This window comes from Aliiglaciecola lipolytica (genome assembly GCF_018860635.1).
GTDB lineage: Bacteria > Pseudomonadota > Gammaproteobacteria > Enterobacterales > Alteromonadaceae > Aliiglaciecola > Aliiglaciecola lipolytica_A.
The window spans coordinates 51,318-64,781 of sequence record NZ_JAHKPT010000011.1; the positions used below are offsets into that span (position 1 = coordinate 51,318).

Here is a 13,464-nt window from a genome sequence, read left to right on the forward strand (position 1 = left end):
TTGGAGTAAGCAACATGGCGCATTTTACTGTTATAGGCTTAGGCCGTTTTGGTATTTCGGCTTGTCAGGAACTGATCCATTTAGGACACACTGTCACAGGCGTAGATAGTGACGTTAAAGTTGCTGAAATGTATTCAGATTATCTAACCCAAGTTGTTATCTGTGATTGTACAGATGAAAATGCCTTATCAGAGCTAGATCTAAAAAACAGTGATACAGTATTAGTTGCCATTGGTGAAGATATGCAATCGAGTGTTTTGTGTACCTTAAGCTTAAAGAATATAGGGGTTAAAAACCTTTGGGTTAAAGCTGGCACAAAAGCCCATCACACTATCATATCTAAATTAGGGGTATCTAGAATCGTACATCCCGAGGAGGAAATGGGAGTGCGGGTCGCACAAGCCTTGAACTATCCAATGGTCAACGACTATATTGCGTTAGGTGATGGTCTCTATGTGGTTGAAATTAATATCAAACCACAATTACATGGTTCTCCACTGAGTAAATTATTAGTAGATACTAAAGGCGCAATAGATACATTATTAATAAAAAGACAAGGTAAAACTTTTACACGTATTGCTTGTGACTTTACGGTTAAAGCGGAAGATACTCTACTGCTTTGTGGTAAACGTGCTGCCCTTAAACATATAGCACCAAAGTTGGGGTAACTTGCATGCTACTTTGGCATCCCTCGCAGGCTCCAATTGAGCGAAAAACTAAATCCGCAAAACAAATTAATGCAGCACCACCTTTTGTGTTAGCCGGTAGTTTTGCGTTATTGATTGTTCTTGGTTCGTTATTATTAAAGTTACCCATAGCCACCGTCTCTTCTATTAGTTGGGAGCAGAGTTTGTTTACTGCGACTTCAGCAGTAACCGTAACCGGCTTAGTCGTAGTGGATACTGGCAGTGTTTTTACATTATTTGGTCAAACCGTTATTGCTTTATTAATTCAATGCGGAGGCATCGGATTGATGACATTCGCTGTTGTCACGCTTATTGCCCTTGGAGGAAAAATTGGTTTTATGCAGCGGGTGGTCGCTAAAGAAGCATTCAATCAAACCAATACTTCAACTTTGTTCAGTGTGGCTAAATCAGTGTTGTTTTTTTCACTGCTTGTTGAACTCATAGGTTTTGTCATTTTATCTGTGTATTGGTATGAAGACTTAGGGTTGCAGGCAAGCTTATTTCACGGCTTTTTTTATACCATTAGTGCTTTTAATAATGCGGGTTTTGCTCTGGCATCCAATAGTTTGATGCATTACGTGGAAGATCCAACTATTAACTTAACCATTACTGGTCTATTTATCGCTGGTGGTCTAGGTTTTACCGTTTGGATGGATGCACTCAAGTCAAAGTCGTGGAGCGCGATGACCCCTTACAGTAAAACAATGATTTTGGGGACAGTCATTATTAATGGCTTCGCACTGTTTGCTATATATGTCATTGAATATAATAACCCACAAACATTACAGCCATTGAGCGATGGCGGTAAGTGGTTAGCAGCCTGGTTTCAAGCTGTGTCACCTAGAACTGCAGGCTTTAATACACTTTCGATAGAGAATTTGGAAGAAAGTACAAGCGCTTTAATGCTGCTTCTTATGTTTATTGGCGGAGGCTCTTTAAGTACCGCAAGTGGTATTAAAGTTGTCACTTTTATTGTACTAATTATGGCTACATATAGTTATCTTCGAAGAGACAAAGGGATCACTTTATATAATCGAGAAGTCGCGAAAGAAACCGTCTATAAGGCGCTTGCCTTAACCATGATTTCCGTTGGTACAACATGGATCGCTATCTTTATTTTAACACTCAGTGAAGATGCCCCATTTTTAGATGTGGTGTTCGAAGCGGTATCTGCACTTGGCACGGTAGGGTTATCCAGAGGGTTAACGGGTTCGTTATCAGGCGTAGGCGAGCTAATCATTATTTTATTGATGTTTATGGGGCGGTTAGGACCATTAACATTAGCGTATTTTCTCGCTAGTCCAAGAACAAAGCGTCTCAGGTTTCCAGAAACACAGCTTGCGATCGGTTAATATTTTATGTCAACAAAGTCGTGGTTGTTAGATGACTATCGATTTTAGGCGGGGTAAACTTGTCAATCTTTGCTTTACGAATGCGGTGCTGTGTCGTCTCTTAAATATTTATCGGCTTATTCTCTTGACTTACAACAGCAAATTACCGAATTGTTAGACTCAAATCGTTTAACTGACTATCTGCTGAAAAAATATCCGCTAGTGCATAGCATACCTAACGATAATGCTTTGCGTGAATATGTCATCGCATTAAAAAATCAATATCTTAAGAAATCACAACCTCTGAGTAAGGTAGTGTTTGATAAGAAGATTCATGTGGTTGATAACGCCCTAGGTTTGCACAGTTTTGTTTCCCGTGTACAAGGGGGAAAGCTTAAAAGTAAAAATGAAATTCGAATCAGTACGTTATTTAAGCATACCCCGACTGAATTTCTCAACATGATAGTGGTACATGAATTAGCGCATTTGAAGCAAAAAGAACATAACAAAGCTTTTTATCAACTTTGTTGCCATATGTTGCCCAATTACCACCAAATCGAATTTGATGTGCGAGTTTATTTGACGCATCTTGAACAAAAAGGTGAGGTTTATGTTAACCCGCCGCAAAACCTTCCATAAGGTATCCATGAACTATCAATTTATACGTAATCTGCAAGGTATTCCAGTGGCCCAATTTGAAATGGGACATGAAGCATTTTCCCGGTGGTTTTCTGAAGAACTGGGAACAAGCCAGCATAAAATAGAGGACATTTTTGTTGCAATCGACAGATTAGAAAAGCGTCAGATTAAGGAGTATGTGCTAGCCGGTAAAGAGATCAATCTGCGAATCGATTATTACGAAGTAGAAGTTAGATCAAAAGATTTGGATATGGATGGACCTGATGAGCTGCCGGAGGGAACTGAGTTATATGATCAAGAATCCATATCTGGTTGTGGATTAGAAGATTTCACCCAAGTATTGCGTTCGTGGCGTGACTTTGTTGATGAAAAGTAAATCATCTTTAGTCAAGGTATAGGCTGTGAATAATATCATTGTCGATACTTTTGTGGCACCAAAATGCCTAGAAAAGATAAACATACTTTATCAAGATGCGTCTATTTTGTTGATTAATAAACCCAGTGGTTTGCTTTCGTTATCGGGTAAAAACCCGCTGAATTACGATTCGGTCCATTTTCGTTTAGTTCAAGAGTTTAGTTGGGCCACTATGGTTCACCGCTTGGATCTAGGTACATCCGGTATTATGGTAGTTGCTTTGAATAAACAAGCTAATTCCCATCTGGCTAAGCAATTTCAAATGCGTACTGTGCAAAAATCCTATATTAGTTTACTCCAAGGCCACCTTAATCAGAATACTGGCCAAATTAGTCAACCTATAGCCAAGGATCCAAACCTGTTTCCTAAAGTCAAAATCTGTTCTATTCACGGTAAAGAAGCGGTGACTAATTACAGTGTTCTGGAACGACTAAACAGTCCTTACGCAACTCGTGTTCGTTATCGTCCTCAAACGGGCAGAACCCATCAACTACGGATTCACAGTGAATATCTTGCGCACCCCATTTTAGGTTGTGATTTATACGGTACTTGTGACAGTTACAAAGCTGCTAACAGACTAATGTTACATGCTGAAAGCATAGAGTTTGAACATCCGACAACAGGTAAAAAAGTGCAGGGGATATGCCCAGCACCATTTTAAATCCAACCATGTTTTCTAATTTTTCGTAGTCAGGGTTTGTCCTTTACTTATTTCGTTGAAGCGAATTCCGCTACCCTATTATCGAATACGCAGACTTGGTTTTTGCCTAGTGCCTTTGCTCGATAAAGAGCCTGGTCAGCACTTTTAATTAAAATTGTTGGTTTATCGTTTCTATTCGGTATTAAGCAGTGCATACCGATACTGACTGTGGTTTTTACGGCTATTTTTTTATCTTCATCTTTGCGTAACGACATGGCCGTTTTTTCAACAAGCTTGCGAATATCTTCGGCCACTTTTAATGCACCAGCATGATCTGTATTGGGAAGAATACAAGCGAACTCCTCTCCGCCATATCGCGCGACTAAGTCATCGGGACGATGTGCACAAGAGGTTATTTTTTGCGCCAATATTTTCAAAAATTTGTCTCCGGCCTGGTGTCCATAGCTGTCATTCAAATGTTTGAAGTTATCTGCATCTATCATCAGCAGTGCTAGTGGCGTTTGCTCCCGAGCACAAGATAACCAGTCAGTTGTTAACTGCTCATCGAATTGATAACGATTACTTACCCCAGTTAAACCGTCTATTAAAGCCAGTCTGCGTAACAGATCCGATTGACGTTTTAGCTGCGCGTGACTCTGTACTCTGGCCCAAGTAATGGTGGTATTTATGGGTTTGCGGATAAAGTCTACTCCGCCTACCTCAAAACCTCTGACTTCGTCGGCTTCATCAATATTAGAGGTGATAAAAATGACCGGAATGTGTGAAGTTAGCACATTTTCCTTAATTTTTTCACAGGCCTGAAAGCCATCCAAGTGCGGCATATTGATATCAAGCAAAATTATATCTGGGAGCAATTCATTTGCCATTTCAACGCACTTAACCCCATCACTTGCCATAAAAATATGGAAGTCATTTTGAAATACTTCGTAAATCTGTCTGACCACAAGAGGCTGATCATCGGCTATCAGCATTATCGGTGTTCGATTTGAAATGTTGCCAAAACCTACCTGTTTATTTGTCATTAGTTTTACTCTGTTGACCATGGCCTGATTGATTTAGTAAGAAGTTTAATGCGGGTTCAAATTTTAACTGGTCTATATATTTCTTGACTGTTATTAACTCATTTTCGTTAGGGTACTGCTGTTGCAATTTATCGACATATTGAATGATAGTGAGATCATTTTGCTGCAAAAACTGAATGATCTTTTTACGTTGCTGAGGTTGCAATTTGGACTCGCGAGTTTCTTGTGAAGGCAGATTGTTTTCAGTGGGTACGAACAAATTCTGCAATCGCTGTAGATTGGAAGCATGGAGTTTAGGAAGCGTTTCTATCATCTTCGCTAGTTGAGCGTCGTGCAGTTGATTCTTTTTCACTGACTCATGAAATGTATTTACGTAATTGTAAACATCATTTGCTCCAATTGTGCCGGATATTCCTTTCAAGGCATGCAGCGCTGTACCTATTTGGTTAATATCTTTAGTGCTTTTTAGCACATCGAATTGTTGAATAAATTCTTGCGCGTACAGTGGTATTAAATTTACCACTAACTCTTGATTATGACCAAAGCGCTCGAGCACTTGCTGTTTTAGTTCAATGTCAGACAAAGAACCAGGGCAAGTCACAGCTTTATCCAGATCAGTAGGTTGCTTATCCAAAACCGCCAGAATAGCCTCACATAACTTGTGCAAACTAATGGGCTTAGCTAGGTGCCCGTTCATACCTATTTGGTAATAATTCAATTGATCTTCAGGTAAGTGATCGGCGGTCGCGGCAATAATCGGTAGCTCATCGAATCGACGGTCTTGTCGAATTTTTTTGGTGGCGGTTAAACCGTCAATCACAGGCATATTGATATCAATTAAAAGCACGTCAAACCTATTGGGACTGATGTGCAGTTGTGTTAGCACTTGTTCTCCATTTTCAACCGCCAATACGGTTGCACCTGACAGCTCGAGTAGACGTTTTAAAGCTTCCAACGTCAGCGCATTATCGTCTGCTATCAGAATGGATATGCCAGCTAATCTTTTCACCTATAAATACACCTTATCTTTATGTGTCAAGAGACGGTTGTACGAAATTTTAATCGTAAGTGGCTAGTGAGCCTGTCGACTGCAATCTACATGTGATTGACCTAATCAACGTGATAGACTGAAACTTCGGATTATTTTCGCAATGGGTTTAATTTGGCTGTGGAATGCTAGAAATCGAAACCATCATTTTTATGCGCTTTACAAATTGAGCATTGCAACTTGCGCACCAAGACGGATAGGCTAAGCCAGTTAGTGTTAATAGTTCGGTGGTGTCTAAAGTCTAATATCCTAGGGGCGTGTTAATTTGACTGAGATTACTTATTCAAAGTGAATCTGTCATGAGTAAAATTTTCAATAGTGTGAAAAATTTGCACGAATTATTTGGCTTAGTGAGCTTTGAGTGGACACTTATTCGTCGATAAAACGTTACTAAAACAATGATGTCGTTTAATTTTTTGATGATAGGTTGGTACTAAAAAATGCAAGGTTAATGGTCAATCCGGCTATTATGAACTAAAAATGGAAGCATATTCTGAAGATTGAAAAAACGAGTTCAGGAACAATAAGAATAAGAATTGCAAATAGTTAAGTGATGTTTCTCAACTTCGTAACAAATTTATGTTGTTTCAACATACTGATTTTTAAAGGACGATGACGTGTTAAAAGTATTATTGGTTGATGATGATAGCGAGTTTACAGATGTTGCCTATCAAATTATTGAATTTCTGGGCCATGAAGTATCTGTAGCTGGCTCTTTAAAAGAAGCCAGACAATGGCTTGAGCATCAACATTTTGATCATATTTTACTAGACTTTATGTTGCCTGACGGCAGCGGACTACACTTAATTGACGAATTGAACTTAAACAGCACAAAGCAAACCTTTATCACTTTAATTACTGGACACCCTTCGGTAAAAGGTATGTTGGCAGGCTTATGCGGCCCTAATGTTAATTATCTAGTTAAGCCATTACAGCGTGAAGACATCGAACAAGTGTTGAATCGCAAAACTAAAAAAACAGCTAAAAAACAAAACAATTCTTTGCACTTCGGTTGCTTGATCGGTGAATCAGCAATAATGAAAGAGCTGTATTTAATGATTGAGAGAGTGGCTAAAACTAATGCCAACGTTATGTTGATGGGAGAAAGTGGTGTAGGTAAAGAAGTAGTCGCTCAAGCCATCCATTCAGCTAGTGATTGCGAGGGGCCCTTAGTGGCTACCAACTGTGGGGCTTTATCTAAAGAACTGATCGGTAGTGAATTATTTGGTCACGAAAAAGGTGCGTTTACCGGCGCCGTTGGACGTAAAGAGGGGGTGTTTGAACGAGCGGAAAATGGCACCCTTTTTCTAGATGAAGTCACTGAAATGCCTATTGATATGCAACCCAACTTATTGCGGGTTTTAGAATCTAAACGAGTAACGCGATTGGGAGGCACTAAAGAAATCGACGTCAATTGTCGAGTGGTTTCCGCGACCAATAGAAATATTAGTGAATTGGCTGAAAGCAAAGTATTACGGGAAGACATCTATTTCCGTTTAGCTGTGTTCCCAATTGATATTCCCACCCTACGAGAGCGAAAAGAAGACATCCCTTTGTTAGCGCAAGCGTTTCTTGAAGAGCTTAATGCGGAAAATGGAACATCTTTTGCTTGGAATGAAGCTCAATTAAAACGATTATCAGAATATGATTGGCCAGGTAATGTAAGAGAACTTCGCCACGCCGTGCATCGGGCTTTCATTATGAGTGATCCTGAGTCATCAAATATTGATTTACCGAGCAGCTTTGCTTCACCGTTCGCTTCTAATAAAAAAGCGTCGAATCAAATTTCAGCTGGGCAAACTATCGAAAATGTTGAAAAAGAATTGATACGGGCGACCCTTGAAAAGGTTAATGGTAGTAAAACCCTTGCTGCCGAAATGCTCGGAATCAGCACAAAAACGCTTTATAACCGTCTTCACGCCTACGGTGATTTTGAAGAGTAATAGTAATAGGAATTTCAATGACGATAACAAGTAATGAAAATCTCGATATCCGAACCATGATTCATGACGCGAGAGGTCCTTTAAACCGGATTTCAATGAATGCCGAGTTAGTCAAATTAGTACTAGAGAATGATTTACCGCGTGATAAAGCGCTTGATGCATTGAATAAAATTATTACTGCTTGTCAAGACTGTAGCGACAAGCTCCAAGCAATAAGTAATTCCCATAAAAACATTGGCGAATAACGTCGTTGTTTCACCTTAGTTTAGTCATAGAGTGAGAATATATGAAACAACGACGTTTATTTGGCAATACTGTTTTTACCTGGTTTACCGTCACTATCATTGTATTGGGGGTAATCAGTGTTAACGCTTATTTAGCGGTGAAAACTACCAAAGACCTGGCTAAAGTCCAAGAAAGTTTGACTAATACAGGTAATGTTATTTTAGTGCTTGATGAGTTACATCTGATGATACTTGCCGCTGAAAGCAGTCAACGGGGATATCTATTAACCGAAATTGAAGAATACCTTGCACCTTATATTAATTCAGTAAAACAACTGTCTGATCAGATTGAAAAAGTTCGTGTAGTTGAAGTTGAAATTGTGGGTCAAAGAGCCTTGATCGACGAAATAATTAGGCTTACTGAAATGAAAATGGAAGAAATGGAGAAGACCGTTTTGCTTGCCCAAGCGGATAAAGAGCGTTCGGCAATTCGGCTGGTCAAGGGAGGTGAGGGTAACGAATTGACCAAAGATCTAGACCAGTTGTTTTCGCAAATAATTGACAATGAACTGACCTATCGGAATTTTTTGTACAGCAAATTAAATCGCTCTGAAAAAGAATCTGTGTTTACTTTCTTTACTTCCGCTATCACCAGCGCATTATTGCTACTCGGTTTAATTGTGTTAGCTAGATTAAATTTGGTAAGTGAAGAAAAATTCAGAAATTCATTGGAAAAACAAAATCAAAACCTCGCGCTGAAAGTGGATGAGCGAACAGAAAAGTTAACGGTTTATTCAGAAGAGCTTGCTCGCAGCAATAGAGAGCTGGAAGATTTCGCTTTTGTCGCTTCTCATGATTTACAAGAGCCATTACGTAAAATTCGTGCCTTTGGCGATAGGCTGCATTCCGATTATTCTGAGCAACTCGGAGAAAAAGGGGCGGACTATCTAAATCGCATGAAGAATGCGGCTGAGCGTATGTCTAATTTAATTAGCGATTTACTCGAGTTTTCTCGGGTATCCACCCGAGGTAAAGATTTTACTGATGTCGAAATGTCGACTGTAATTTCGGCGATTGAAAGTGATTTGGAAATCGCTATTGAAGAAAGCAAAACCAAGCTTATCGTCTCTGAATTACCTGTAATAAAAGGTGATCCCAGTCAGATGAACCAATTGTTTTTAAATTTATTGTCAAATGCGATTAAATTTAGAAAACCAGATGTTGCTCCGGTGATTGAGTTGCAATACCAACTTGAACAGAGTGCAGGCGTTGATGGTAAATCCAGTGGCGATATGCATGTCTTTATTTTAAGCGACAACGGTGTGGGTTTTGAAAACGAATTTGCAGAAAAAATATTTGTTCCATTTCAGCGATTACATGGGCGAAATGAATATAAAGGAACAGGGATAGGTCTAGCGGTATGTCGACGCATTGTTGAGCGACATGGCGGGACTATCTCTGCGACCAGTGAATTGGGTAAAGGGTCGACTTTTGTGATTAAATTACCTACTGATGCTGTACTTAACAAAATTTAATTTAAGAAATAAATAAGAAAGGAAGTAAATGCCTTATTCAAATAAAAAGTCATTAATAATCTTAATGGCAGATGACGATGATGATGACCGATTGTTAGCACAAGATGCTTTGAACGAAAGTCGAGTGTTGAATAGTCTTAAGTGTGTGGAAGACGGCGTAGAGTTAATGCACTACTTAAAGCGCGTGGGGAAATATGCTGATAAGGAGATGTACCCTCGACCCGGTTTAATTCTGCTCGACTTGAACATGCCTCGCAAAGATGGTCGCGAGGCGCTGGCAGAAATCAAAGCTGATCCAGATTTAAGAAGTATTCCTGTGGTTATTTTAACGACTTCTAAAGAAGAAGAAGACAAAATCAAAGGATATGGTTTAGGGGCTGCTTCTTACATCACTAAACCGGTTAATTTTGAAGGTCTAGTGGAAGTAATGAAGGCACTCGGAAAATATTGGGTCGAAATTGTAGAATTACCCGAGAACAAAGAGTAATTGACCAAGGTGATTGATTAATATGGATGTGAAATCAGCGCGAATTTTGATCGTGGAAGATGACGAAGATGATTATATTCTAACGCACGATCAATTGGAAAAACTCGACCGTCATCGATTCGAGATCGATTGGGTGACAAACTTAGAAGATGCATTAGAGCAATTAAAACGTAATGATCATGAGATTTGTTTACTCGACTATCATCTTGGTGCCTATACAGGTATCGACGTTTTAGATAAGGCCCAAGCACTAGGATCTCATGTTCCGATTATCATGCTAACTGGACAGTCGGATGACGATCTCGACAGATTAGCATTGAAAGCGGGGGCCGCTGATTTTTTAGTTAAGGGAGATATAACCAACGCTAGATTTACTCGAGCGATCCGCTATGCGATTTCTCGAGGTGAGATTGAAAAAGCACGGCAGCAAAGTTTAGACGCGGAGATTGAAAGTCGTTCTAAAGACAGGTTTATAGCCCATTTGAGCCATGAATTGCGAACCCCACTGACTTCTATTTTGGGCTATACCGAACTGTTATTAAACGGTGACAAAGCCAAAGATGCACAAAAAGAATTATCAACAATTCTAAATAATGGGCAGCACTTACTTAGTCTACTTAATGACATTCTTGATTTATCGAAAATCGCGGCAGGAAAACTGCAACTAAAACCTGCAGATGTGATGCTAAGCAGTTTTGTTGGTGACATATTGACGCTAATGCAAATGCCAGCCAATGAAAAAGGGTTGAGTCTTAAATTTTATTCGTCACCTCAAGTGCCTGAATTCATAAATGCTGATCCGACTCGTCTTCGCCAAGTCATCATCAATTTATTGTTCAATGGGATTAAATTTACTGATTCTGGAGAGGTATCCCTTACCGTTGATTTTGATCCTGAGCATCCTGAACAAATTCGATTCATAGTGTGTGATACCGGTATTGGTATTGCTGAGAGTGAAATCGACGTTATTTTTATTCCTTTTCAGCAACTCGAAGATGTAACGCTAAAAAGAGAGCAGGGAGCTGGGCTGGGTCTCGCGATTGCCACCGAATTAATTAGACGGATGGAAGGCGAGATAAATGTTACTTCAGAATTGGGTAAGGGCAGTGAATTTACCGTTAGTCTAAAGCTTCCTAAACAGTTTAGGGAAAACCTTAAGCCTTTAAACGTGAAAGTCTCTGATTTAGTGGCCACTGAACAATATGCACCACTGCGCGGGAAAATACTCATTGTCGATGATTTGCTTGATATAAGACAGTTAGTCGGTGAAATGTGTCGCTCATTTGGCTTAGAAGTGTTTTTCGCAGCAGATGGAAGTCAGGCTTTAGAGGCTATTAAACAGCCTGACAGCGCGTTTGATTTAGTGGTAATGGACATTCATATGCCAGTCATGGATGGACGTAAAGCGATTGTTGAAATACGAAATTACGGTTTTTCCAAGCCTGTATTAGCATTAACTGCGGCCAATATGAAAGGCGTAGACATCGAACTTACCGCGTTGGGCTTTGACAACATTATTGGTAAGCCGATCGATCAAAGTTTACTGTATCAATCGATTGCTAAATATTTGAAGCACAATGCGCAAGGGACTAAATTAAAAACTGAAATCGCTAATCTAACATCAAGTTCAAAGCAGACGTTATCAACAGTATTAGTGGTAGAAGATGATGCAGATTCTGCTGAATTAATCGTGCTTTTGCTTGATAGTCTTGGCATCAATGCGCAGAGTGCCAGTTCCTGTGAAACCTGTTTAAAACTGATCGCGCAGAATGAGTTATACAGTCATATTCTACTGGATAAAAATCTGCCTGATGGCAATGGCCTAAATTTAGCGACAGAAATTAGTCGAATTCAGCCTAATTGTGATCTCATTATTATCAGTGGCGAAGAAGTCAGTGCTGAAGAGTTAAGGAGTCACGGTATAAGCAATTCATTGCTCAAGCCAATTAGTCTACAACAGCTGCAAAGTGTATTTTCTTAGCTTTTTGTAACTGATTGATTTGCTCAATAAGTGAGTAGAATTGATATATTTAGGAAAACTTATCGCTATTTAGCTCGTGCTTTTACTGACAACAACAATTAGTGCTTTTTAAAACCATGGCTTATCGGTATTGAATATGTTGTTCATACACACGAGAAGGACGTAGTGTAGAGTCCTATTTGAGTTCATTTTTTAATGGGGTGTGAATTTTTTATGCTAAAAATATGGGCTTACAGGGCTTTATTCTTATTCGCTGTAGTGTGTCCACAGCTCCACGCGCAAAGCGATCTTGGTCCACCTCCAACAATCGTAGAAGAATCAAATGTTATCTGGGATGAAATTCAGTCCTATTGGCTAGAATTCCTGCAAGGATTGCCCTCGGTGATTTTTGGTTTGGCAATTTTTATCGTTTTCTATCTCTCGTCTCGTTATATCTCAGAGTTAATGCTCAAGCCTCTTTCATACATGAGTTCTAGTTTACTTATCAGAGTAGTCATTCGTCGAATTTTTCAATTACTTATTATTCTGTTGGGAACTTATATCTTTCTGCGTTTCGCAGGTTTGAGTGAATTCGCTGTGGCAATTTTAAGTGGCACAGGAGTGGTTGGTTTAATCATCGGTTTTGCATTTAAAGATATCGCTGAAAACTTTATTTCTAGTTTGTTATTGAGTATTCAAAAGCCATTTAAAATAGGCGATATTATTGAAGTTGATAACCGAATTGGAGTGGTAAAACAGGTAACCGCTAGAGCAACCACACTATTAGATTTTGACGGAGATCATATTCAAATACCCAATTCGACAGTTTATAAAAATGTCATAAGAAATGTGAGTGCTAACCCTAATTCACGAGGCAACTTTGTTATTGGTGTTGGTTATGATTCAAGTGTTGTAGATGCGCAAAAGTTAGCAATGACGGTGTTGCAAATCACCGAAGCAGTGTTAGATGATCCCGAACCCCAAGTTTTAGTGGATAATCTTGCCTCTTCAACAATCAACCTTAAAGTGTATTTTTGGATTAACACGCATCAACACAGTTTGTTAAAAGTATCGTCGTTATTGATGAGAACCATATTAAGTGAGTTTGAAAAAGCGGGTATTAGTATGCCCGATGATGCACGAGAAGTAATTTTTCCTGAAGGTGTTAAATTAATCGGCGCAGAGCAGGTGATTTCCGAATCTCAAGAAAGCCAGCAGAGTGGCCAAAAAACCAATAAGCGTTTGAAAAAACAGGAAAGTAAATTGGATAATCAATCTCTATCAACTAGAATAGAAAGCGAAGAGCAAGGGACAGAACATATAGATGATTTGAGTAGTGATGCAGATACTATTCGTGAACAGGCTAATTCGGCAAGGGACCCGGAACAGGGACAAAATATACTTTAAATTGAATATTAAATTTTGTGTTGATGGATAAAAGGAGTCATCCTAATTGAAGAGCATGCAACGTACATATCTTTCCTTTTTGTATCTTAAGATTTTTAAGGTCAGC

Annotated in this window: 13 protein-coding genes; 11 read left to right on the plus strand and 2 right to left on the minus strand. The window is 39.3% G+C overall.

All coding sequences use genetic code 11. From position 1 onward, the window contains the following. Nucleotides 1-14: 14 nt before the first annotated feature. From KO530_RS05385 to KO530_RS05405, 5 genes are all read left to right on the plus strand, one after another. Entirely contained in the window at nt 15-668 is a 654-nt protein-coding gene (locus KO530_RS05385) for a potassium channel family protein (protein ID WP_216047387.1), read from the plus strand. A 5-nt stretch (nt 669-673) separates the two neighbouring features. Then, nucleotides 674-2,038: a TrkH family potassium uptake protein gene (locus KO530_RS05390; RefSeq protein ID WP_216047388.1), complete on the plus strand. Its 1,365-nt coding sequence runs from the start codon at nt 674-676 to the stop codon at nt 2,036-2,038. 90 nt (nt 2,039-2,128) lie between these two features. Next, a complete protein-coding gene (locus KO530_RS05395; RefSeq protein ID WP_216047389.1) occupies nt 2,129-2,656 on the plus strand; it encodes a YgjP-like metallopeptidase domain-containing protein in 528 nt (175 codons plus the stop codon). Further along, nucleotides 2,628-3,032, plus strand: a complete 405-nt coding sequence (locus KO530_RS05400) for a YacL family protein (protein ID WP_252728884.1) — start codon at nt 2,628-2,630, stop codon at nt 3,030-3,032. Before KO530_RS05395 ends, KO530_RS05400 begins: the two co-directional genes overlap by 29 nt. 25 nt (nt 3,033-3,057) lie before the next feature. Then, nucleotides 3,058-3,732 (plus strand): RluA family pseudouridine synthase, encoded by a 675-nt coding sequence (locus KO530_RS05405; protein WP_216047390.1) that lies wholly within the window; start codon nt 3,058-3,060, stop codon nt 3,730-3,732. 47 nt (nt 3,733-3,779) lie between these two features. Here the strand turns inward: KO530_RS05405 and KO530_RS05410 are convergent, their stop codons facing one another. Both KO530_RS05410 and KO530_RS05415 read right to left on the minus strand, forming a co-directional pair. Continuing rightward, nucleotides 3,780-4,754, minus strand: coding sequence for a diguanylate cyclase (locus KO530_RS05410; protein ID WP_216047391.1), 975 nt, complete (start codon nt 4,752-4,754; stop codon nt 3,780-3,782). Next, complete coding sequence (locus tag KO530_RS05415) at nt 4,744-5,763, minus strand: response regulator (protein ID WP_216047392.1); 1,020 nt, start codon at nt 5,761-5,763, stop codon at nt 4,744-4,746. Before KO530_RS05415 ends, KO530_RS05410 begins: the two co-directional genes overlap by 11 nt. A gap of 656 nt (nt 5,764-6,419) precedes the next feature. Between KO530_RS05415 and KO530_RS05420 the strand changes: the two genes are divergently transcribed. From KO530_RS05420 to KO530_RS05445, 6 genes are all read left to right on the plus strand, one after another. Next, nucleotides 6,420-7,745: a sigma-54-dependent transcriptional regulator gene (locus KO530_RS05420; protein ID WP_216047393.1), complete on the plus strand. Its 1,326-nt coding sequence runs from the start codon at nt 6,420-6,422 to the stop codon at nt 7,743-7,745. 17 nt (nt 7,746-7,762) lie between these two features. Further along, nucleotides 7,763-7,990 (plus strand): histidine kinase, encoded by a 228-nt coding sequence (locus KO530_RS05425; RefSeq protein ID WP_216047394.1) that lies wholly within the window; start codon nt 7,763-7,765, stop codon nt 7,988-7,990. Nucleotides 7,991-8,031: 41 nt separating this feature from the next. Beyond that, nucleotides 8,032-9,504: a sensor histidine kinase gene (locus KO530_RS05430; RefSeq protein WP_216047395.1), complete on the plus strand. Its 1,473-nt coding sequence runs from the start codon at nt 8,032-8,034 to the stop codon at nt 9,502-9,504. 28 nt (nt 9,505-9,532) lie between these two features. Further along, the gene (locus KO530_RS05435) at nt 9,533-9,991 is read left to right on the plus strand and encodes a response regulator (RefSeq protein WP_216047396.1); all 459 of its coding nucleotides are present in this window, start codon (nt 9,533-9,535) and stop codon (nt 9,989-9,991) included. A gap of 22 nt (nt 9,992-10,013) precedes the next feature. After that, a complete protein-coding gene (locus KO530_RS05440; protein WP_216047397.1) occupies nt 10,014-11,972 on the plus strand; it encodes a hybrid sensor histidine kinase/response regulator in 1,959 nt (652 codons plus the stop codon). Between the two features lie 213 nt (nt 11,973-12,185). Further along, nucleotides 12,186-13,358: a mechanosensitive ion channel family protein gene (locus KO530_RS05445; protein WP_216047398.1), complete on the plus strand. Its 1,173-nt coding sequence runs from the start codon at nt 12,186-12,188 to the stop codon at nt 13,356-13,358. Nucleotides 13,359-13,464: the final 106 nt, after the last annotated feature.

Excerpts from the sequence above, each read along its gene's own strand:
- KO530_RS05440 (WP_216047397.1), top strand. The coding sequence starts at position 10,014 with ATGGATGTGAAATCAGCGCGAATTTTGATCGTGGAAGATGACGAAGAT.
- KO530_RS05410 (WP_216047391.1), bottom strand. The coding sequence starts at position 4,754 with ATGACAAATAAACAGGTAGGTTTTGGCAACATTTCAAATCGAACACCG.
- KO530_RS05385 (WP_216047387.1), top strand. The coding sequence starts at position 15 with ATGGCGCATTTTACTGTTATAGGCTTAGGCCGTTTTGGTATTTCGGCT.
- KO530_RS05400 (WP_252728884.1), top strand. The coding sequence starts at position 2,628 with ATGTTAACCCGCCGCAAAACCTTCCATAAGGTATCCATGAACTATCAA.
- KO530_RS05425 (WP_216047394.1), top strand. The coding sequence starts at position 7,763 with ATGACGATAACAAGTAATGAAAATCTCGATATCCGAACCATGATTCAT.
- KO530_RS05390 (WP_216047388.1), top strand. The coding sequence starts at position 674 with ATGCTACTTTGGCATCCCTCGCAGGCTCCAATTGAGCGAAAAACTAAA.
- KO530_RS05435 (WP_216047396.1), top strand. The coding sequence starts at position 9,533 with ATGCCTTATTCAAATAAAAAGTCATTAATAATCTTAATGGCAGATGAC.
- KO530_RS05445 (WP_216047398.1), top strand. The coding sequence starts at position 12,186 with ATGCTAAAAATATGGGCTTACAGGGCTTTATTCTTATTCGCTGTAGTG.
- KO530_RS05430 (WP_216047395.1), top strand. The coding sequence starts at position 8,032 with ATGAAACAACGACGTTTATTTGGCAATACTGTTTTTACCTGGTTTACC.